The sequence below is a fragment of the Streptomyces cavernae genome (genome assembly GCF_004023625.1).
In the GTDB taxonomy this organism is placed as follows: domain Bacteria; phylum Actinomycetota; class Actinomycetes; order Streptomycetales; family Streptomycetaceae; genus Streptomyces; species Streptomyces cavernae.
Genome location: NZ_RPDJ01000074.1, coordinates 1 through 22,155 on the forward strand (window position 1 = coordinate 1; position 22,155 = coordinate 22,155).

Here is a 22,155-nt window from a genome sequence, read left to right on the forward strand (position 1 = left end):
GACCCAGCCGACGGGCGTCCGACAACCGCTCCACCACCAGCACACCAACACCCTCACCCCACCCCGTACCGTCCGCACCCTCCGCATACGACCGGCACCGCCCATCAGCCGACAGACCACCCTGACGTGCGAAGGCCTCGAAGGCGTTCGGGGTGGCCATCGTCGCGACGCCGCCCACCAGGGCGAGGTCGGCCTCCCCGTCGCGCAGCGACTGCGTGGCCAGGTGAAGTGCCACCAGGGACGACGAGCACGCCGTGTCCACGGTCACCGCGGGGCCTTCGAGGCCGAGGGAGTAGGCGATCCGTCCGGAGAGGACGCTGGCCGCGCCGCCGGTGAGGGCGTACTCGCGGCCGCGGCCGGCGGCGGTGAACAGTTCGGCGTAGTCGTGCGCGCCCGCTCCGACGAAGACCCCTGTCCGTGTGCCGCGTAGCGACAGCGGGTTCAGGCCGGCCTCTTCGAGGGCTTCCCAGCCGACCTCCAGCAGCAGCCGCTGCTGCGGGTCGGTGGCCTCCGCTTCCCGGGGCGAGATGCCGAAGAAGCCGGCGTCGAAGCCCTTGACGTCCAGGAAGCCGCCCCGCAGGCCCGCCTGTCCGGCCAGACCGGACAGGTCCCAGCCGCGGTCGGTGGGAAAGCCGGTGATCGCGTCCCGGCCGTCGAGCAGCAGTTCCCACAGCTGTGCCGGTGAGGTGACGTCGCCGGGGAACCGGCAGGCCATGCCGACGATCGCGAGGGACTCGTCGGTGGGTGCCGCGACGGGGGCCTGCGTCACCGGGGCACCCTGAACAGCCGGTTCGGCCGGCTGATCGACGAGTCGCGTCAGCAGGTGCCGCGCCGCCGCGGCCGGGGTGGGGTGGTCGAAGACGAGTGTCGCGGGCAGGGAGAGTCCGGTCGCCGCGGCGAGGCGGTTGCGCACCTCGACCGCCGTCAGCGAGTCGATCCCGAGGTCCTTGAACGGTTTCGCGGCCGGGACCGCGGTCTCGGCGTCGTGGCCGAGGGCCAGCGCGGTCGCCTTGCGGAGGAGACCGAGCACGATCCGTTCGCGGTCCGTTTCCGCGGCGGCCAGCAGCCGCTGCCGCAGCGCGGTGTCGCGGCCCGCGGGCTCGTCGGTGGTCGCCGCCGCGGTCACGCCCGGTAGTCCTTCGATGAGCGGGCGTCGGCGTGCGGCGGTGTAGGTGTCGGCGAAGGCCGCCCAGTCGACGTCGGCGACGGTCACCGTGGTGTCGTCGTGCTCCACCGCGGTGACGAGCGCGGCCAGCGCGGTCTCCGGGTCCATCGACCGGACGCCGACGTGGGTGAGTTCGCGTTCGACGCGGTCGTCGACCATGCCGCCGCCCGCCCAGCTGCCCCAGGCGATCGACGTGGCCGTGCGGCCCTGTTCCCGGCGCCGTTCGGCCAGTGCGTCGAGGGCGGCGTTGGCCGCCGCGTAGGCGGCCGAGCCCGCGCTGCCCCAGACGGCGGCACCGGAGGAGAACAGGACGAAGAAGTCCAGGGGTCGGTCGCCGAGCAGTTCGTCGAGGTGGCGGGCGCCCTCGGCCTTGGCGGTCGCGGCGGCGAGGACGTCGTCGTCGGTGTCCGCGATGGCTGCCCGGGGGCTGGCGCCGGCCGCGTGCACCACGCCGGTGATGTCCCGGCCGGCGGCGTCGAGGTCGGCGATCAGCGCGGCGACGGTGGCCCGGTCGGCCACGTCCGCCGCCACGACCGTGGCCTTGGCGCCCAGGGCGCGCAGCTCGGCCACGAGGTCCGGTGCGCCGTCGGCGTCGGGGCCACGTCGGCTCACGAGGACGAGGTCCCGCGCGCCGCGTGCGGCGAGCAGGCGGCTGACGTGTCCGCCCAGCGCACCGGTGCCCCCGGTGACGACGACGGTGCCGCGTACCTGCCAGGGCGTGGCCGGGCCGCTCACCGGGGCGGGAGTCAGCCGCCGGACGAGGGCGCGGCCGTCACGGACGGCGAACTCCTGGTCGTGGCCGGGTGCGGCCAGTACCGCGGCGAGCACGTGCAGCGCCCGCGGGTCGGGGTCGGCGGGCAGGTCGACCATGCCGCCCCAGCCGTCCGGCCACTCCAGGCCGGCGACCCGGCCGAAGCCCCACAGCGCGGCCCGGTCCGGATCGGCGTCGACGGCTCCGCGCGTGACGCACCACAGCGGCGCGGCCGTGTCCGCATCCCGGACGGTCCGGACGAGCGCGATCAGGGTGGTGAGGGACGCGCCGTCGACCAGGGCCACGATGCCCGCCGCGTCGCCGGCCGCGCCCAGGTCGGGGCCGGACAGCGGCTGGACGGTGGTTCCGGTGCCGAGCGCGGCGCACAGGTCGTCGGTGGGGTGGCCGGGCGGCGCGAGGACGACCCAGTGACCGGTGGGTGTCGCGTCGCGTGCGACGGTCGTGGCCTGCCAGGTGGTGCGGTAGCGCAGCGTGTCGGCCGTGGACCGGCGGCGCCATGCGGTGAGCAGTTCCAGGGTGGTGCGGACGGCGTCGTCGCCGGCCGCGCCGAGTTCCTTTCCGAGGGCCTCGGCGTCGCCGTCGTCGACCGCGCGCCACAGTTCACCGGCCGGTTCCCCGGCCGGGGTGGGGGCAGCAGGGGTGGGCCAGAAGCGGCGGTGCCGGAACGGGTAGGTGGGCAGGTCGACGTGCTCGCCCGCGTCCGCGGGGCGCACCGCCGTCCAGTCGGCCGTGACGCCGTGGGCGAACACTTCGGCCAGCGCGGTGAGGAAGCGGCGCGGGCCCTCGTGGTCGCGCCGGAGCGTGCCCGAGACGTGGGCGGTGACGCCGGCGGCCTCGGCCTCCTCGCGCACGGCGGGGACGAGGACGGGGTGCGGGCTGATCTCGGTGAGGACGGTGGAGCCGGCTTCCAGGAGCGCGCGGACGACGGGCCCGAAGCAGACCTTCTCGCGCAGGTTGGTGTACCAGTAGTCGGCGGTCATGGTGGTGGTGTCGAGCGGGCCGGGAACGGCCGTGGAGTGGAGCGGCACCGTGGCGGCGCGCGGGGTGACGGGGGCGAGTTCGCGCAGCAGGTCGTCTCGGATGCTCTCGACCTGCGCGGAGTGCGAGGCGTAGTCGACGGCGATCCGGCGCGACCGGACACCGGTGTCCTCGCACGTGGCGAGGAGTTCGTCGAGTGCTGCCGAGTCGCCGGAGACCACGGTGGCCGTGGCGCTGTTGACGGCGGCGACCGACAGGCGGTCCGCCCAGGGCGCGATCAGTGCGGCGACGTCTTCCTCGGGCAGCGACACGGAGGCCATGCCGCCGGGGCCGGACAGCCGCGCGCCGATCAGGCTGCTGCGCAGGGCGACCACGCGCGCGCCGTCCTCCAGGGACAGCGCGCCGGCGACGACGGCGGCGGCGATCTCGCCCTGGCTGTGTCCGACGACAGCGGCCGGGACGACCCCGCAGTCCTGCCAGAGCCGGGCCAGCGACACCATGACCGCCCAGGTCACCGGCTGCACGACGTCGACGCGGTCGAGCGGTCCGCGCAGTTCGGTGATGAGGTCCCAGTCGGTGAACGGGGCCAGCGCCGCGGCGCACTCCCGCATGCGGGCGGCGAAGACGGGCGAGGCGTCGAGGAGGTCGGCGGCCATACCGGTCCACTGCGAGCCCTGCCCGGGGAAGACCCAGACGGGTCCGGTGTTCCGTACGGCTTCCCCGGTGACGACGGCGGCGCCCTCGGCCAGGTCGGCGAGTTGGCGGACGGTGTCCTCGGCGTCGGTGCCGAGGACGACGGCGCGGTGTTCCCACACCGTCCGCTCCCCCAGTTCCCGGGCCACGGCGGGCAGGGGCGGGGCCTCGGGTGCGCCGAGGGCGCGGGCGAGGCGGGTGGCGGCCGCGTCGAGCGCCTCCGGCGACCGGGCCGACAGCAGGAGCGGCACCACCTCCGAGCGCAGTGCGCGGGGTTCCGCGGCAGGCACCGCGGGCGGCGGCTCGGGCGGCTGCTGGAGGATCACGTGCGCGTTGGTACCGCTGAGCCCGAAGCCGGACACGCCCGCCCGGCGGGGGCGGTGGACGGCCGGCCACGGCCGGGCCCGGTCGAGCACTCGGACGGCTCCGGCGGTCCAGTCGACGTGGGGTGACGGTTCGTCGGCGTGCAGGGTCGCGGGCAGCCGGCCGTGCTCCATCGCCAGCAGCATCTTGAGGACACCGGCCATTCCGGCGGCCGCCTGTGTGTGCCCGAGGTTCGACTTCACCGAGCCGAGCCACAGCGGTTCGGTGCGGTCGGCACCGTAGGCCGCCAGCAGTGCCTGTGCCTCGATGGGGTCGCCGAGCGCGGTGCCGGTGCCGTGCGCCTCCACCGCGTCCACGTCGCCGGGGGCAAGGCCGGCGCTGTCGAGGGCGGCGCGGATCACGCGCTGCTGGGCGAGGCCGTTGGGTGCGCTGAGGCCGTTGGACGCCCCGTCCTGGTTGACCGCGGTGCCCGCGACCAGTCCGAGCACGCGGTGCCCGTGTCGCCGGGCTTCGGCGAGCGGTTCGAGGACGACGATCCCGCCGCCCTCGGCCCAGCCGGTGCCGTCGGCGCCGGCCCCGAACGCCTTGCACCGCCCGTCCGCCGCGAGACCGCCCTGGCTGGAGAAGTCGACGAAGAGCTGCGGCGTGGACAGCACGGTGACGCCGGCGGCCAGGGCGAGGGAGCACTCGCCCGCCCGCAGCGACTGCACGGCGAGGTGTAGCGCCACCAGCGACGACGAGCAGGCGGTGTCCACCGTGACGGCGGGTCCCGACAGCCCCAGCAGGTAGGAGATCCGGCCGGAGAGCACACTGGCCGAGGTGCCGGTCAGGAGGTGGGCCTCGGTGTTCTCGGTGCCCGCGCGCAGCAGGTCGGCGTAGTCGCGCAGATTGGAGCCGACGAACATGCCGACGTCGCGTCCGCGCAGTCCCGGGGCGGGGATGCCGGCGCGTTCGAGTGCTTCCCAGGTGATCTCCAGCAGCAGGCGCTGCTGCGGATCCATCGCCAGTGCCTCGCGCGGCGAGATACCGAAGAACTCGGCGTCGAACCCGGCGACGTCGTCGAGGAATCCGCCGGTCCGGACGTGGCTGGTGCCGGGGTGGACGGGGTCGGGGTGGTACAGCGCGTCGAGGTCCCAGCCGCGGTCGGTGGGGAATCCGGTGATCGCGTCGGTCCCGTCGGCCAGCAGGTCCCACAGCCGTTCGGGTGTGTCTGCGCCGCCGGGGAACCGGCACGCCATGGCCACCACCGCGATCGGTTCGCCCGCGGCCGGGGCGGTCCGCGCCGGGGCGGGCCGCGTTTCGGGGGCGCCGAGCCGGCCGAGGTGGCGGACGACGTCGGCGGGGGTGGGGTGGTCGAAGACCAGGCCGGTGGGCAGGTCCAGGTCCAGCCGTGCGGCGAGGCGGTTGCGGAACTCCACCGCGGCCATGGAGGTGAAGCCGAGGGCGGCGAAGGTCAGGGTGGGGTCGATGGCGTCGCGGGAGGCGTGGTTGAGGACGCCCGCGGTCTGCGTGAGCACCAGGTCGTGGAGCCGGGCGTGGCGCTCCGCCTCGGGCAGCGCCCGCAGGTCGTCGCGCGGCGCCGGTCCGGGGGCGGCCCGTCCGGCCTCCTCGATCTCGCGGAACAGGGGGCCGGGCCGGGCCTCGGCGAGGCGCGGCCAGTCGATGTCGGCGACGACGGTGCCCGGGCTGTCCGTGCCGAGGAGGGCGTGCAGGACCGCCAGCGCCGGGGCGGGCTGCAGAGGCCTGAGGCCGATGCGGTCGAAGTGGGCGCGCACCGCCTCCGGTCCGGCCATGCCGGCTCCGGCCCACGGTCCCCAGGCGACGGCTGTCGCGGGCAGCCCGGCCGCGGCACGCGTCTCGGCGAGGGCGTCGAGGCAGGCATTGGCGGCGGCGTAGCCGGCCTCGCCGATGTCGCCGACGGTGCCGAGGACCGACGAGAACAGCACGAAGGCGGAGAGGTCCAGGTCGGCGGTCAGTTCGTGCAGGGTGCGTGCGGCGGTCGCCTTGGCCCGTACGACCGCGCGCACCCGCTCGGGGGTGAGGGTGTCGAGCAGGCCGGCGTCCACCACGCCGGCGGCGTGCACGACGGCGGTGAGCGGGAGTTCGGCCGGTATGCCGGACAGGACGCGGGCGAGCGCGTCGCGGTCTGCGGCGTCGCAGGCCGCGATGGTCACGCGGGCGCCGAGCGCGGTGAGTTCGGCTTCGAGGTCGGCGGTGTGCGGTCCGCCGCCGGTGCGGCTGAGGAGCAGCAGGTGCTCGGCGCCGAGGCCGGCCAGCCAGCGCGTCACGTGCGTGCCGAGCGCGCCGGTGCCGCCGGTGACGAGGACGGTGCCGCGCGGCCGCCAGGCCGGCTCCCCGGCCGGGAGTACGGGCCCGCGGACCAGGCGCCGGACGTGCACGCCGGAGGCGCGGATGGCGAACTGGTCCTCCGCGCCGGCCGCGGCGAGTACGGCGCACAGGTCGTCCAGCGCGGCCGGGTCGGGCCGTCGCGGCAGGTCCACCGCGCCGCCCCAGCGGGCGGGCTGTTCGCGGGCGAGCACACGGCCCAGTCCCCAGACGGCGGCCTGTTCCGGGTCGCCCGGTTCGTCGCCGAGCGGGTGGGTCCCGGCCGTGACGCTCCAGAGGACCGCCGTGCTGCCCAGGTCGTCCAGCGCCTGGACGAGGGACAGGGTCGCGGGCGCGCCGCCCTCGCCGTCGAGGGCGAGCAGGGACAGTACGCCGTCGGCGGGTGTCCCGCGCAGTCGCTCGGCGATCGCCGTACGGTCCGCGGTGGGCAGTGCGACCGTGGTCAGGTCCATTCCGCGGGCGGCGAGGCCGTCGGTGAGTGCGCCCGTCTGCTCCTGCGGGGCTCCCTCGGGTACGACGAGGAGCCAGCGCCCGGCGGGCACGGCGCGGGGTACCCGCGGGAGCGGCCGCCAGTCGGCCCGGTAGCACCGGGCGCCCGCGGAGGGGGCGGGTTCTGCGGGGGTGGCGTGCAGCCAGAACCTGCGCCGCTGGAACGCGTATCCGGGCAGGTCGACCGTCCGGGCGCCGCTGCCCGTGAAGAAGGCGGGCCAGTCCGGTGCGCCGCCCCGGTTGTGCACGCGGGTCAGCGCGCCGACGAGCGAGCGGACCTCCGGGTGTGTGCGGCTCAGCAGGGGGACGCAGGTGACGTCCGCGGACAGCGTCTCGGCCACCATGGGTGTCAGGACCGCGTCGGGTCCCAGTTCCACCAGGACCGAGGTGCCCGCCTCCCGCAGGGCGACGACGGCGTCGGCGAACCGCACCTCGTCCCGCGCGTTGCGCAGCCAGTGCTCCGGGGTGCGCAGGGCGTCGGTGGCCGCGGCGCCCGTAGTGGTGGAGACGAGGTCGAGGACCGGCTCGCGGTACTCCACGGAGGCGAGTACCTCGGCGAAGTCGGCCAGCATCGGTTCGACGAGCGCCGAGTGGAAGGCGTGGGCGACGTCAAGCCGCCGGGTGCGCACTCCTTCGGCGGCCAGCTCGGCCGCGATCCGGGTCACGGGCTCGTCGGCGCCCGAGAGGACCACCGAGCGGGGGCTGTTGACCGCGGCGATGGACACGCCGTCGGTCAGGCGCGCCCGTACGTCGGCTTCCGGGGCGGCGACCGCGACCATGGCGCCGCCCGCGGGCAGCGCCTGCATGAGGCGGCCCCGCGCGGCCACGACCGCGCAGGCGTCCGGCAGCGACCACAGCCCGGCGCAGTACGCGGCGCTCAGTTCGCCGATGGAGTGGCCGGCCAGCCGGTCCGGTCGCACTCCCCAGTGGTCGAGGAGCCGGAACAGGGCGACCTCGATCGCGAACAGTCCGGCCTGGGTGTACTCGGTCCGGTCGAGCAGGGCCTCGTCCTCGCCGAAGACGATGTCCGCGAGTCCGTGGTCCAGGTGCCGGTCGAGTTCCGCGCAGACCTCGTCGAAGGCGTCCTTGAAGACCCCGAACTCCTGGTACAGCTCGCGGCCCATGCCGGCGCGCTGGGCGCCCTGGCCGCTGAAGAGGAACGCGAGGGGGCCGCCGACGGCGCGGTCCGGTGAGGCGTCCGAGGCGAGTCCGGCCAGTGCGCGCAGGGCCTCGTCCCGGTCGGCGGCGACGACGGCACTGCGGTAGGCCAGCGCGGAGCGGGTGGTGGCGAGGGAGAACGCCACGTCGGTCAGGTCGGCGCCGGGGTCGGCGAGCAGGTGCGTGCGCAGCCGTGCGGCCTGGGCGCGGACCGCGTCGGGGGCCGCGGCCGACAGCATCAGGGGAACGAGCGCGGGCCGGCGGCGGATGGGGGTCGGGGCGGGCGGTTCGCCGGGGGCCTCGGCCAGGACGACGTGGGCGTTGGTGCCGCTGATGCCGAAGGACGACACCCCGGCCCGGCGGGGCCGGTCGCCCGCCGGCCACGGTTCGCCGTCGCGCAGCAGCCGGATGGCGCCGGCGGACCAGTCGACCTTCGGTGTCGGTTCGTCGGCGTGCAGGGTGGCGGGCAGGTACCCGTGCCGCATGGCCAGCACCATCTTGATCACGCCGACGACCCCGGCGGCCGCCTGCGTGTGGCCGAGGTTGGACTTCGCCGAGCCCAGCCGCAGCGGCTCGGCCCGGTCCGCGCCGTAGACGGCGAGCAGGGCGGCCGCTTCGATCGGGTCACCGAGCGCGGTGCCGGTGCCGTGTGCCTCCACGGCGTCGACCTCGGACGGTGCCAGGGCCGCGGCGCCGAGCGCCCGCCGGACGACCCGTTGCTGTGCCGGTCCGTTCGGGGCGGTGAGCCCGTTGGACGCGCCGTCGGAGTTGACCGCGCTGCCGGCGACGACGGCCAGCACCCGGTGGCCGTGGCGGCGGGCGTCGGACAGCCGCTCCAGGACGAGGACGCCGGCGCCCTCGGCCCATCCGGTGCCGTCGGCGTCCGCGGAGAACGCCTTGCACCGGCCGTCGGCGGCCAGTCCGCCGGCCGACGCGAACTCGGCGAAGATTCCCGGCGTGGCCATCACCGCGACGCCGCCGGCAACGGCGAGGTCGCATTCGCCGTCGCGCAGCGACCGGGCGGCCAGGTGCAGTGCCACCAGCGACGAGGAGCAGGCGGTGTCCACGGTCACCGCCGGGCCCTCCCACCCGAACGTGTAGGCGACCCGGCCGGACAGCACACTGGCGGTGGTGCCGGTCAGCAGGTAGCCCCGGGAGTGTTCGGTGCTCTCGTGCAGGCGGGGGCCGTACTCCTGCGACATGGCACCGATGAACACGCCGGAGTTGCTGCCGCGCAGCGCGTCGGGTGCGATGCCGGCGCGTTCGAGGGCTTCCCACACGGTCTCCAGCACGATCCGCTGCTGCGGGTCCATGGCGGCGGCCTCGCGGGGGCCGATGCCGAACGGTGCGGGGTCGAAGTCGGCGGCGTCGTGCAGGAATCCGCCGCGGCGCGGCACGTCCGCGTCCAGGGGTGTGAGGTCCCAGCCGCGGTCGCCGGGGAAGTCGGAGATCGCGTCCCGGCCCTCGGTCAGCAGGTCCCAGAACTGCTCCGGTGAACCGATTCCGCCGGGCAGGCGGCAGTTCAGGCCGACGATGACGACCGGGTCCTCGTCCGAGGTCCGGGCGGCGCGCTCCGGGCCCGCCCCGGGTTCGGGCTCGCCGGTGAGCAGGTCGTCGAGGTGACGGGCCAGCGCGTCCGGCGTCGGGTGGTCGAAGACCAGGTTGGGGGCGAGCCGCAATCCGGTGGCGCGCGTCAGCCGGCCGGCGAGTTCGGCGCCGAGCACGGAGTCGAGGCCCAGTTCGCGGAAGGTCAGCGCGGGCAGGACGTCGTCGTGCCCGTCGGTGCCCAGCACGGCGGCGGCCTCCTCGCGCACCAGCTGCAGCAGTGCCGACCGGCCGCGGGCGCGGGTCCGGCGCGGTGCCGGGGGGAGGGCCGGGGCCGCGGCGGGCGGGGGTACGGCGTCCGCGAGTACGGCCTGCGGTCCGCTGCCGGGCCGCATCCAGAAGCTCCTGCGCTGGAACGCGTACGGGGGCAGCGCGGTGCGCCGGCCGCCGGACGCGGCGAGCACGGCGGTCCAGTCCACGTCGACGCCGGCGGCCCAGGCCTGGGCGAGGGAGTGCAGCAGCCGCCGCGGCCCGCCGTCGGAGCGGCGCAGCGACGAGAGCACTGCGGCGGTGGCCTCCTCGTGCTGGACGGTGTCGGTGAGTCCGACGACGAGCACGGGGTGCGGGCTCATCTCGATGAACGCCGTGGCCCCGGCCCTCACCAGGGAGCGGGTCGCGGCATCGAACCGCACCGGCTGCCGGAGGTTGCGGTACCAGTAGTCCGCGTCGAGTTCGGTGCCGTCGGCCGCCTCGCCGGTCACGGACGAGACGAACGTCGTGGCGGCCGGCCGGGGCCGTACCGGTGCCAGGGCGTCGAGGAGGTGCTCGCGCAGTTCCTCGACGTGGGCGGAGTGGGACGCGTAGTCGACGGCGACGCGCCGGGCGCGTACGTCCCGGTCCTCGCAGTGCCCGAGGAACGCGTCCAGCGCCTCGGCGTCACCGGACACGACGGTCGCCCCGGGCCCGTTGACCGCCGCGATGCCGATCCGGCCGTCCCAGGGTGCCAGCAGTTCCCGCGCGCGTTCGGCCGGCACCGGCACCGACACCATGCCGCCCCGCCCGGTCAGGCGGGCCAGTGCCCGGCTGCGCAGTACGACGACGCGCGCGCCGTCCTCGAGGGAGAGCGCACCGGCGACGACGGCGGCGGCGATCTCGCCCTGGCTGTGTCCGACGACCGCCGACGGGACCACGCCTGCGGCGCGCCACACGGCGGCCAGCGACACCATGACCGCGAACAGGGTGGGCTGCACGACGTCGTCGCGGTCCAGTGGCCCGGCCAGTTCCTCGAACAGGTCCCACTCGACGAGCGGTGCCAGCGCCTCGGCGCAGTCGCGCATCGACGCGGCGAACGCGGGCGAGGACTCCATCAGGTCCCGGCCCATCTCCGTCCACTGCGAGCCCTGGCCGGGGAAGACGAACACCGTGTCCCCGGACGGTCCGGCCTGCCCGGCAACGACCTGGGCGGCCGGGCGCTCGTCCGCGACCGCGTCCAGCCCCGCGTGCAGTTCGCCTCCGCCGGTGCCCACGACGACGGCGCGGTGGCGGAAGGCGGTGCGGCTCGTGGCCAGCGACACCGCGATGTCGGCGGTGGACGCGCCGCCGTCGGCGAGGTGGTCCGTCAGGGCCGCGGCCTGTCCGCGCAGGGCATCCGCGCTGTGTCCGGAGAGCAGCCACGGCAGGGGGGTGCCCGGGCCGAGGACGGCCGGGGTGTACAGGCGGGACACCGCGGCCCGCGGCCGGCCGGTCGCCCCGGTGAGCACGACGTGGCAGTTGGTGCCGCCCATGCCGAACGAGCTGACACCGGCCACGAGCGGTCCGTCCGCGGGCGCCCAGGGCTCGGAGCGCACCTGGACCGCGAGGTTGAGCCGGTCGAGGGGGATGTCCGGGTTGGGGTTCTCGAAGTTCAGGCTGGGGAACAGTTCCCGACCGCGCAGTGCCAGCGCGACCTTGATCAGCCCGGCGATGCCGGCGGCGCCCTCGAGGTGGCCGATGTTGGTCTTCACCGAGCCCACCGGCAGCGGGTCGCCCCCGGGCCGGGCCCCGCCGAGCGCCGCACCAAGCGCGGCGGCCTCGATCGGGTCGCCCAACGGGGTTCCGGGGCCGTGGAGTTCCACGTAGCCCGCGGACTCGGGCGGCAGGCCGGCCCGGTGGAACGCGCGGCGGATCACGGCTTCCTGCGCGGCGCGGTCGGGCGCGGTGAGGCCCGCGCCACCGCCGTCGTTGTTCAGGGCACTGCCCGCGATCGCGCAGTAGACGGGATCGCCGTCGGCGAGCGCGTCCGACAGGAACTTGAGCAGGACGAACCCGCCGCCCTCGCCGCGGACGTAGCCGTTGGCGCGCGCGTCGAAGGTGTGGCAGAGCCCGTCGGGCGACAGCGCGCCGAGGTGGGCGACCGCCAGCGTGCCCTCCGCCGTGAGGTTGAGGTTCACCCCGCCGGCCAGTGCGGCGGTGCACTCCCCGCGGCGCATGCTCTCCGCGGCCAGGTGCACGGCGACGAGTGCGGACGCCTGACCCGCGTCCACGACGACGCTGGGGCCGCGCAGGCCCAGGGCGTACGACACGCGGTTCGCGATCACCCCGCGGTGCATGCCGGTGAGGCTGTGGTGACCGAGCGCGCCGCGCCCCTGGCTCTGCACGATCCCGACGTGATCGCTGGACATGGCGCCGACGAACACACCGGTGTCGCTGCCGCTGAACCGGTCCCGGACGATCCCCGCGTCCTCGAACGCCTCCCAGCCCAGCTCCAGCATGAGCCGCTGCTGGGGGTCCATGGCCAGCGCCTCGCGGGGCGAGATCCCGAAGAACTCGGCGTCGAACAGGTCGACCCCGTCGACGAATCCGCCCCGCAGGCCCCCCACGGCGGCCACGTCGGAGGCGGCGTCCCCCAGCCCGGCCAAGCGGTCCGCCGGCATGTCGGTGATCGCGGACTCGCCGCGCCGCAGCAGTTCGGCGAACCGCCTCGGTCCACCAGCGCCGGGGAAACGGCACGAGACACCGGCGATGACGATCGGATCCGTGGACGGCACCGCTCGGCCGTTGCCAGACTCAGCCACTCGCGTGTTCCTCACCAGGTCGGACGGACACCTTCAGGAGACGCGGTCACGCTAGGCCCCGATCGGGGCACCTCAGCCCCCTAACGCCGGCGCCCGGACCACACATCCTGGGCCGCCGGGCCACACAGGGGAGAGCCGCCCCGGCAGGTGGCGAGGGAGGACCACGCCGGGGGACGGGACGCTCGCCGGGCAGGGGGCCCGGCCGCCGGTGCGGGGGCGGCTCCCGGTAAGCCGGGGGGGCACCCCTACCCGGCTGGTGGGGGACGGTTCAGCAAGGGCGACGGCGCCTCGCCTCGAAGCCCAGTCCTGTCGGCCGTGACCCTGGTGGGCGGGCACGTGGACGGACGGCGCGGCCGGCGCCAGCGTCCGGCGGCGACGCTCGCGAAGACGGCACGAAGAAGCCCGCCGTACGGTCGGTGTACGGCGGGCGGCCGGCTTCGCCGGTGTGTCGTCCTCGGAGTGGAGGCGGCGGGCCACGGGAGCCGCCGGGGTGTCGCGGTACTCGTACGCGTCAGGCCGATTCGCTGCGTTCGGGCCACAGCAGCCGCGCCAGGTCGGACCGGCGGGTGACCTGCAGCTTGCGGTAGACCCGGGTGAGGTGCTGTTCGACGGTACTGGTCGACAGGTGCAGACGCGCTCCGATCTGACGATTCGTCATGCCGGAAGCGGCCAGCGCCGCCACGCGTCCTTCGGCGTTGCTCAACTCCTTTCCCACCGGGACGTGTTCGTCGCCGAGCAGCCCCGCCAGGTCGAACCGGTGGCCTTCGCAGAGGATGCGGCGCACGTCCTCCGGGGCTCCGCATTCCTCGGCCGTCTCCATGGCCTCCTGAGCGTCCTGCTGGGCCTGCTTGGTGTCCCCCCTGGCGTAGTTGTCGTTGCTCAGCTCCGCCAGGGAGAGCGCCAGGTCGAGAGCGTGCCCGGACTTCCGGAGCAGGGCCACGGACTCCCGCAGCAGGTTCCTGCGGGCGTCGGGTTCCGACACCCGCGCCAGCAGCCGCAGCGACGCTCCGCGCACGGCCCCCGGCTCCCCCCTGCGGCGGCGGCTCTGCCCGTCGAACAGTGCCCTGGCCTCCTCGGTGCGGTCGAGCGCGGCGTGGACCATGCCCGCCCCCAGCCGCCAGGGCGCGATCACCGCGCGGTCCATGCTCCACTCCCGCATGAGCCGGCCGCACCGCTGGAAGTCCTCCAGAGCCGCGAAGTGCCGGTCGGTCCGCAGGGCGTACAGCCCGCGGGCGTGCAGGTAGTTGAGGCCGAAGACGGTCTCGAACGTGCCGACGGGCAGGGGCCGGCGCAGGTGCTCGGCGGCCTCCGCGTACCGGCCGAGGCCGCTGGTGGCGGCGATCAGGGTGCTCAGCGGGTACGCGATCACCATCCCCCAGCCACGGTCCGAGATCAACGTCAGGGCCTCGCTCGCCCGGTGTCCGGCTGCCTTCAGGCGACCCCGCCGCAGCGCGATGTCGGCCGAGACCGCGAGAACGATCGCCGACAGCGTCGCCAGGTTGTGCCGGCGGGCGTGCTCCAGCAGACTTCCGCACCAGTACTCCGCCCGGTCGAGCCGGTCGGCGTAGATCAGCGCGAGCAGCGCTGCGAAGACCGACTCGTCCGCGTGACTCCCCACCTCCGTGCTCTGCAGCACGAACTCGGCGCTCGAACAGTCGACGCCGACGCCGCCCGTGAGCACCGACACCAGCCCGGTGGCGGCGTGCAGGCGGATGTCACCGGTCGCGTCCGGTTCGGGAGGGCTCGTGCGCACGGCCGCGTCGGCGGGCACGGCACGGCGGCCGGGGTGCAGGAACTGGAACCAGTGGCGGGCGGCGTTGACGGTGTCCTGCGAGGCGGGCGTCACACCGTCCCGCAGGGATGCCATCCACTCCATGACGCCGACGGCTTCCTTCACCCTGCCGTGCCACAGGAGGTATCCCGTGAGCCGGCCGGCGTCCTGGTGGCCCAGGTGGCCGGCCAGGACGGCTTCGCGCAGGGGTGTGAGGTAGCTGGTCGCGGCACGAGGGTTGGTGTGCCACTTGATTCGCGCGAGCAGACCCAGGCTGCGGGCCCGTGTGCTGTCGTCGGCCTCGGCGCGCGTGGCGTGTTCCATGTACTCGGCGGCCTGCTCCGGTGCCCCGGCGGCCAGCGCTTCGAGGGCCGCGTCGATGAGCACCTCGACCGCCCACGGCGCCGTCGGGGCCGCCGCGGACATCAGGTGGCGTGCGATCACGTCGCACGGCGCCCCTCTCTCGTAGAAGAGTTCGGCGATCCTGCCGTGCAGGCCCGAGACGGAGGTCGGACCCATCGTCGCCAGCACCGCGGTCCTGGCGGCCGCGCTGCGGTAGGAGCCCTCCGGACAGATCACTCCGGCCGCGGCGAGCGCGTTCATCGACCGGCCCACGGCATCCGGGGACGCGAGGACCAACTGCGGAACCAGGTCGTGGTCCGACTCGTCCCGCAGCAGCGCCAGTGCCTGGGCAACGTCGCGCATGCCGGTCCCACCGCGGTACAGGCAGGCCGACACCGCTTCCCGGTAGCCCCGGCTCCCTCCCGGGGCCGGGACGCCGGCGGCCGCGGCGTCCTTGAGGAGTCCCTTGAGCAGCAGCGGGTTTCCGCCGGACGCCTCGTGCAGAACGTCCAGATGGTGGGCCAGCCTGTCGTCTCCCGTGTACTGCCGGGCCAGTTCCTCGACGCCGTCCCGGGTCAGCGCGCCCACGTCGATGGAGTGGATGCGGGCACGCCGGGTCAGTTCGGCGTCGAAACCGGTCAGTCGCGCCCGGAGATGGTCGGCCACGCCGAAGAGGAACAGGATCGGGGAGGCGACGAGCCGGCGCTGCACGTACAGCAGGTTCTCCAGGGACGCTTCGTCCGCGAAGTGCAGGTCGTCCACGCAGACCACCAGCGGTCCGGCACGGAGCCGGCCGACCAGTGCTCTGTGGAGAACCTCACCCGTCCGCAGGGGCGCGGACGGCTCGTGGTCGCCCTTGTCCGGGCCGTCCAGATCGTCGAGTAGCTGATGGACGAGGGCGTGGGGTGAGGACAGTTCGGCCAGCGATCCGTTGGCGGTGAGGACGGATGTACCGACTGCGGTGCAGTGGCGGACGAACTCCCGGATCAGGGCGGTCTTGCCGGCGCCGACGGGCCCTCGGACCACGACGGTCTGGCTGTGCCCCGCCTCCGACAAGCTGAGCAGCCCGTGGAGTTCGGCGAGCTGGCGGTCCCGCTCGACGAGTTGCCTGAGGCACGCGGGCTCGATCGGTTTGGGTGCGTCTGCGTCCATCGTCACGAGGCGGTGGCGACGGCTCGCGGGTCCCGGAAGCAGTTGATCAGGTCGACCTGCACCCAGTCGTCGCCCTGCTTGACGAAGCCGCGTTTGCGGAAGTGGTCCGGGCTGATGGGCGTCAGTTCCTCCTGGAACACGAACGGCTGCCCGAACGCGACGTACTCGCCGACGCAGCGCAGCGACCCGTCCTCCCACCCCTGGCACGAGGTGGTGCCGTGGTTGCCCCAGTCGTCGGTGTAGTGGGAGAAGAACTTCTCCTCGACCTTGTTCCAGCCGAAGAGCCACCGTGCGCGGATCCCCGGGACGGGGATCCACTGGGCCATCTCGTAGTACTGGCCGCCCGCGACGGGCTGGGTGTTCCAGGACGCCGTGCCCGCGGTCGGCGGCTCGCTGCTCAGGTTCACGTACTCGCAGCGGAAGTCACCGAGCAGGAAGTCCAGTTCGTGCAGCTGTTCCGCCGGTTCCGGGGCCGAGAACCCCGCCACGGCCGCTTCTGCCTCTGCCCCTGTGAGCACATCGGTGGGAATGGACGAGTCGTCAATGGTCATGCGGACTCCCCTGGCTTTTCACAAATTCATTAATGGTCCGGCATCAACATGGCGCCAGTGGCACCGAGGATTGCCTCGAATTCCATCGGGCTGAGCCGAGCACGCGGAAAAGTGCACGGTGGACGGGATGAACGGACCACGCACCGCGCCCCCCGCGACGTGTGTTCCAATCACCGGCACCAAGATCGTACCTTCGATTCCACGGCTTTGGGTCGGCGAAATCCTGCCACCTGCAGCCGCCCGCGGCAGCGTCCTGTTTCCGGCCACAGGCTGAGCGTGGAGGGCCGTGGAACACCGCGCTCAGACCGCCGCGAAGGAGGCCGAAAATGCCACACGGAAAACGTCCGCCCGGGAAAGAATTCAGCCAACCGCTCCCCACCAGGTTTCGACATCCCCCGTACCGGCATCGGGCCGCGAGCCGCACAAAAGGGAGCACAGGGTCGCGAGCGGAGTTCAGGGCCTCCTACCGAAAACGGCACCATCACGGGACGGGACGGACACCCGGCCGCTCCCGTGCCGGTAACGAACACACGACGCGGGGTGAGGGAACGCCGCCCCCCAGTTCCCCTCGGCAAAACGGAGCACCGTTCCGGACGATGGGACGGAACTCGCGACGGGTCGCCGCTCTCCCCCGCCTCACCGTCGGCCCGCCTCCACACAGCTTCCGGCCCGGCAACGGGGCCTGCAGGACGGCGTGCGAGGAACTGACGGCCGGAACCGATCCGGTGGGGCGGGTCGAAACCAAGCAGGCGTGTCCGCAGCGCGGTTCAAGAGCATGCGCGTGTCGATTCCGATGGGGTGTACCGCTCGCCGGTGCCGTACCGCACCGCTTCGGCCCCCGCTGCCGCGGAAGCGGGAACTTCGCCCGGTCAACGGGATGTTCGGCCGAGGTCGGCATGCACGCGCCCGTGTGTTCCAGCGCGTACACGCCTTCCGAGCCGGTCAGCGCTCGGCGTCGGCCCGTGAACTCTTCTGAAAGGTGGTCAGGTCCTCACGCAGGGCCGCGATCACCTGTTCGCTCCGCTCGGCGAGGTAGAAGTGGCTGCCGCTGAAGGTACGGATGCAGAACTCCGCGGCGGTGTGCCCGGCCCAGTCCTCCGCCTCGTCCTGGCGGACGTGGGGGTCACTGTCACCGGTGTAGACGAACAGGGGGCAGTTCAGGGCGGGCCCCGGCTGATACACGTACCGTTCCACCGCCGTGTAGTCGGCGCGGAGCGCGGGCAGGATCATCTGCACCACGTCCTCGTCGTCCAGCAGCGCCGAGGCGGTTCCCTGGAGCTTGCGCACCTCCGCGATGAGCCCCGCGTCGTCCCGCAGGTGCACCGTCTCCCGGCGGATGCTGCCGGGAGACCTGCGCCCCGAGACGACCAACCCCAGCAGCCTCCCGTCGAGTTCCGGCTCCAGGCGCCGGGCGGTCTCGAAGGCGAGCGTCCCGCCCATGCTGTGCCCGAAGAACACGAGAGGCTTGCCGAGGTGGTCGCGGAGCGCGGCGGTGATGCCGTCCACCAGGGCGTCGATGGTGGTGAGCGCGGACTCGGAGCGGCGGTCCTGGCGTCCCGGGTACTGCAGGGCCAGTACCTCGGCACGCGGGGTCAGCCGGGTGGACAACGGCTGGAAGTAGCTGGCTGCTCCCCCCGCGTGCGGGAAGCAGACCACGGTGACGTCGCTGTCCTGCCCGGGATGCAACCGCCTGATCCAACGCCGCCTGGATTCCAGCGAGTCGAGCATGTGATCCGTCCCCTTCCGGTGCTCCCGGCGGGCACACTGGGCCGCCGGCGCACGTCGGTGTCGTTGATCGTTTCGCGGAGCGCTGCGCCATCCGGGGCCGTGCCGGGCCCGATCAGCCCCGCGGGGGTACGCCGGACGGAACGCCGTCCCGGGCACCCTACCCAAGATCGTATTCCGCTGCCGTACGGCAGCGCTCAACTCCCCACCGGCGAACGGTGTTTCGAACCTCCGCGGTTCAGCCGACCATAATCCCACGGACCGTTGTTCAGCGGGTCCGGCACGCGTCCCGGATGCTTGGGCGCTCCGGTTCCCGTTCGCGCAGCGGTCGGCAGGCTTCGCGTCACCGTGCGGTCAGCCGCGCGAAGACCTCACGTCCGGCCGTGTCCTCGTTCGCGGTCCTCCCCCCCTTGTTCAGGGCCTGTCGATGAATTAGTGGGTTTCTTGCGGTAGTTGGACTCGTTGATGCGGTATGGGGCGCTTCGATGAGTTGATCGGTCCGCTGAAGGAGAAGCTCGGGGCGGTGGTGCCGTACCTGGACGAGCGGCAGCGCCGGATCCTGTATGCCGCGGAGGCCCGCCAGCTCGGGCACGGAGGGATCGCTGCGGTGGCACGGGCCGCCGGCGTGTCGAAGGGCTGCGTCCGCCGCGGTCTGGCCGAACTGGAGGAGGAGCGGGCGCCGGAGGGGCGGGTGCGCCGCCCGGGTGCCGGTCGCCCGGCACTCGCGGAGAAGGACCCGGGCCTGGTTCCGGCCCTGCTGGCGCTGGTGGAGGACAGCACGCAGGGCGATCCGATAGGGCCGCTGACCTGGACGACGAAGTCGCTGCGCCGGCTCTCGGACGAACTCGCCGCCCAGGGCCGGAAGGTAGGACGCGATACTGTCGCCAGCCTGCTGAAAGCGGCAGGGTTCAGTCTGCGCGGCAACGCCCGAGTGCTGGCCGGCAGCCACCACCCCGACCGGGACGCCCAGTTCCAGCACATCAACGACACGGTGCAGGGTTTCCTCGACGCAGGCGACCCAGTGATCAGCGTGGACACGAAGAAGAAGGAAGTGCGACACGATGCTGCACGAGACGAGCGAACTCGCTGGTGGGAGGACCGACTGATGTCGGCAGCGTAGTTCCGGGCCAGTGCTCAGGGCCTGTCCCCACCCCGACGTGCGTCGCCGGTAACGGCTCGGTGCGGAGCTCGGGGGAGAAGCCTAAGGGCCTCTGCTCCATCCGGAGGCCACAGGCAAGGGGAAGACCGGACGGGTGAAGGCGACTGAACCCCTGATGATGCTTCGTGATCTTTGGCCTCGCAGATGGGATGTTTCAGCGGGGTGCAGGACTGGCCGTTGAGAAGCGGCAGGCGCCGGTTGGGGATTCCTTGTCAGCCGGGAGAGCATCGCCGTCCCGGAGTAGAGGGGGCACCCATCCCGGTCGTATCTCGCTCGCGTGGAACGTGGCAACCCCGATGGGGTCCGGAGGCGCTTTCTCCGGTAAGCCGACCGCAAGGAAGGCCCAACTCCCCAGCGGGCACAGGATGATCCAAGAAGCCAAGGCCGGCAGCCGAAAGGCAGCAGGAAACCGGGGCTGGTGGTCGGCGCCTCCGCCGACTGTCCCGCACAACTGGCCGGATACGGGCACTGCCCGGACCCGAAAGGGTGCTGACGTGGATCAGGTGGGCCTGTGAAGACCCGATGACCATCAACGCTCGAACCGAAGGGCAAGTTGGACACCATGGCGACACCGATCTCCACGGCGGGTCCCGTCGAGGATGCAGGGGCTGCGGTGAACGGACCGGAGGACGACTTCACCGACTGGCTGTCGATCGACTGGCAGGCGGCCGAGGAGAACGTACGGCGATTGCGGCAGAGGATCTTCACGGCATCGCAGGCAGGGGACCTCAAGCGGGTCCGCAGCTTGCAGAAGTTGATGCTCCGTTCGCGCTCGAACACGCTGATGAGCGTGCGGCGGGTCACGGAGGTCAATGCTGGCCGCAAGACGGCGGGCATCGACGGGATGGTCGTGCTGCTGCCCCAGGGCAAGGCCGAGTTGGCCGACTGGATGCAGCACAAGGCCGCTCCCTGGAGGCCCAGGCCCGTCAGGCGGGTGTTCATCGCGAAGGCGAACGGACGTCAAAGGCCGCTCGGCATTCCCGTGATCTTGGACCGGTGTCTTCAGGCCCTGGTCCTTGGTGCACTCGAACCCGAGTGGGAGGCACGGTTCGAGCCGCGATCCTATGGATTTCGGCCCGGCCGTGGCTGTCACGACGCGATCCAGGCCATCTTTCAGGCCGCGAAGGGCAAAGACCCCAAGCGGCAGTGGGTGCTGGACGCCGACTTGACGGCGGCTTTCGACCGAATCGATCATGATCGGCTCCTCGGGCTGCTTGATGGGTTCCCGGCACGGGGGCTGGTTGAGCAATGGCTCAGGGCCGGGGTGGTCGATCGAGGGAGATTCGCCCCGACGGTGGTGGGGACCCCGCAAGGCGGGATCATTTCACCGTTGTTGATGAACGTGGCCCTTCATGGGCTGGAGGAGGCCGCAGGGGTCCGCTACCGGGAAACCGGTGCTCGTGCCGGGGAAACCGAGGCGGGCTCGCCGATTCTGATCAGATACGCCGACGATCTTGTAGCTCTCTGCCACAGCCGCGGCGAGGTCGAACAGGTCAAGGCGCGGCTTGCCGCGTGGCTGTTGCCCGGGGGCCTGGTCTTCAACGAGGACAAGACGCGCATTGCGCACCTCGACGAGGGCTTTGACTTCCTGGGGTTCAACATCCGCCGCTATCGCGGCACGCTGCTGATCAAGCCGAGCAAGGCTGCCCTGCAGCGGATTCGGGACCGGCTCTCCGCCGAGGTGGTGAACCTGCGAGGGCTCAACGCCGCTGCAGTGATCGCCAAACTGAACCCGATCATCCGGGGCTGGGCCGCCTACTACCGGGGCGTGGTGTCCAGCGAGGCGTTCGCCTCGCTGGACTTCCACATGTGGAAGCTCACCTACAAGTGGGCCAAGCACAGTCACCCGAAGAAGTCGAAGCACTGGGTGGCTTCCCGGTATTTCGGTCGGTTCAACCCGTCCAGGCAGGATCGGTGGGTGTTCGGGGACCGGGAGACCGGTGCCTATCTCACCAAGTTCGCCTGGATCAAGATTGTCCGGCACCAGATGGTCCCGGGCCGGGCGTCGGTGGACGACCCGGCCCTGGCCGAGTACTGGGCTGCACGACGGAGCAGGAACAAACCCCCGCTGAGTCCGGCCGGGCTGGGTCTGTTGCAGAAGCAGCACGGCCGGTGTCCGCTCTGCGACGGGCTCCTCCTGCACGCCGACCGCGAGCCGCAGAGCCCAGCCGAATGGGAGCAGTGGCTCAAGGTGACCCGGCTGGCGGTCCGCAAGCACGCGGTCACTGCCATCCCGGGTCACAGCACGCCGGACGGGACCTTCCTCCATCTGATCCATACCCGCTGCCACCGTTGGCGCGGCGCCAGCACCGGCAGTCGGACAGCACTGCAACCTGCCCGCGGGCCCATGGGGCCTGCTTGAGCCGTGTGCTCGGACGACGGGCTCGCACGGTTCTGAGGGGGGTGCGGCGCAGCAATGCGCCGCACCTACCCGACCAGATCGGTCTCTTCGCCCGGCCGGGGCGGGAGTGGACGCCGCCCGGGGAGCCGGTAAGGGTCCTCGACCACGGCTTTCCCACCCACGCAAGCGGCACCGCGATCCCGTACGGCATCTACGATGTCGCCCGCAACACCGGCTACGTCGTGATCGGCACCGACCACGACACCGCCGCCTTCGCGGTGGCCTGCCTGCGCCGCTGGTGGACCGAGGAAGGACGAGACGCCTACCCGCACGCGCAGCGACTGCTGATCACCGCGGACAGCGGTGGCTCCAACAGTTCCCGCGCCAAGACGTGGAAGGCCAATCTCGCCCTCCTGGCCACCGAGACCGGCCTGGAGATCAGCGTGTGCCACCTGCCTCCGGGCACACAATGCCGTTGTTTGAGTTAGTGAAGCATCACCGGTTTCAAGGTGATGACCTTGGCCGGGACCCGGCGGGTGGGTCCGTGCTGCCGTTTCTTGACCGACGGCGAGTACTTTGAGTCCGGGCGCT

Annotated in this window: 5 protein-coding genes and 2 pseudogenes; 3 read left to right on the plus strand and 4 right to left on the minus strand. The window is 73.0% G+C overall.

Annotation, left to right across the window (positions count from 1 at the left end; translation table 11 throughout):
• From EF387_RS49145 to EF387_RS44385, 4 genes are all read right to left on the minus strand, one after another.
• Window positions 1-12,523: type I polyketide synthase (locus EF387_RS49145; RefSeq protein ID WP_128382275.1), on the minus strand; the 12,523-nt coding region annotated here is incomplete at its 3' end.
• Between the two features lie 511 nt (window positions 12,524-13,034).
• Entirely contained in the window at window positions 13,035-15,788 is a 2,754-nt protein-coding gene (locus tag EF387_RS44375; RefSeq protein WP_128382276.1) for an AAA family ATPase, read from the minus strand.
• 2 nt (window positions 15,789-15,790) lie between these two features.
• Window positions 15,791-16,339, minus strand: a complete 549-nt coding sequence (locus tag EF387_RS44380; protein ID WP_128382277.1) for an NlmOI — start codon at window positions 16,337-16,339, stop codon at window positions 15,791-15,793.
• A 942-nt stretch (window positions 16,340-17,281) separates the two neighbouring features.
• Window positions 17,282-18,067 (minus strand): thioesterase II family protein, encoded by a 786-nt coding sequence (locus tag EF387_RS44385; RefSeq protein WP_162467344.1) that lies wholly within the window; start codon window positions 18,065-18,067, stop codon window positions 17,282-17,284.
• A 469-nt stretch (window positions 18,068-18,536) separates the two neighbouring features.
• Here EF387_RS44385 and EF387_RS44390 point away from each other — a divergent pair.
• The 3 genes and pseudogenes from EF387_RS44390 to EF387_RS44400 form a co-directional block, all read left to right on the plus strand.
• Window positions 18,537-19,133, plus strand: a pseudogene (locus EF387_RS44390) (ISAzo13 family transposase); the annotation flags it as partial.
• Window positions 19,134-19,785: 652 nt separating this feature from the next.
• Entirely contained in the window at window positions 19,786-21,585 is a 1,800-nt protein-coding gene (ltrA, locus tag EF387_RS44395) for a group II intron reverse transcriptase/maturase (protein WP_128382279.1), read from the plus strand.
• A 77-nt stretch (window positions 21,586-21,662) separates the two neighbouring features.
• Window positions 21,663-22,031: pseudogene (locus EF387_RS44400) on the plus strand (ISAzo13-like element transposase-related protein); the annotation flags it as partial.
• Window positions 22,032-22,155: the final 124 nt, after the last annotated feature.

What these genes read in the sequence shown, in the direction of transcription:
- EF387_RS44375 (WP_128382276.1), bottom strand. Translation starts at nt 15,788, where the DNA reads ATGGACGCAGACGCACCCAAACCGATCGAGCCCGCGTGCCTCAGGCAA.
- EF387_RS44380 (WP_128382277.1), bottom strand. Translation starts at nt 16,339, where the DNA reads ATGACCATTGACGACTCGTCCATTCCCACCGATGTGCTCACAGGGGCA.
- EF387_RS44385 (WP_162467344.1), bottom strand. Translation starts at nt 18,067, where the DNA reads ATGCTCGACTCGCTGGAATCCAGGCGGCGTTGGATCAGGCGGTTGCAT.
- ltrA (WP_128382279.1), top strand. Translation starts at nt 19,786, where the DNA reads ATGGCGACACCGATCTCCACGGCGGGTCCCGTCGAGGATGCAGGGGCT.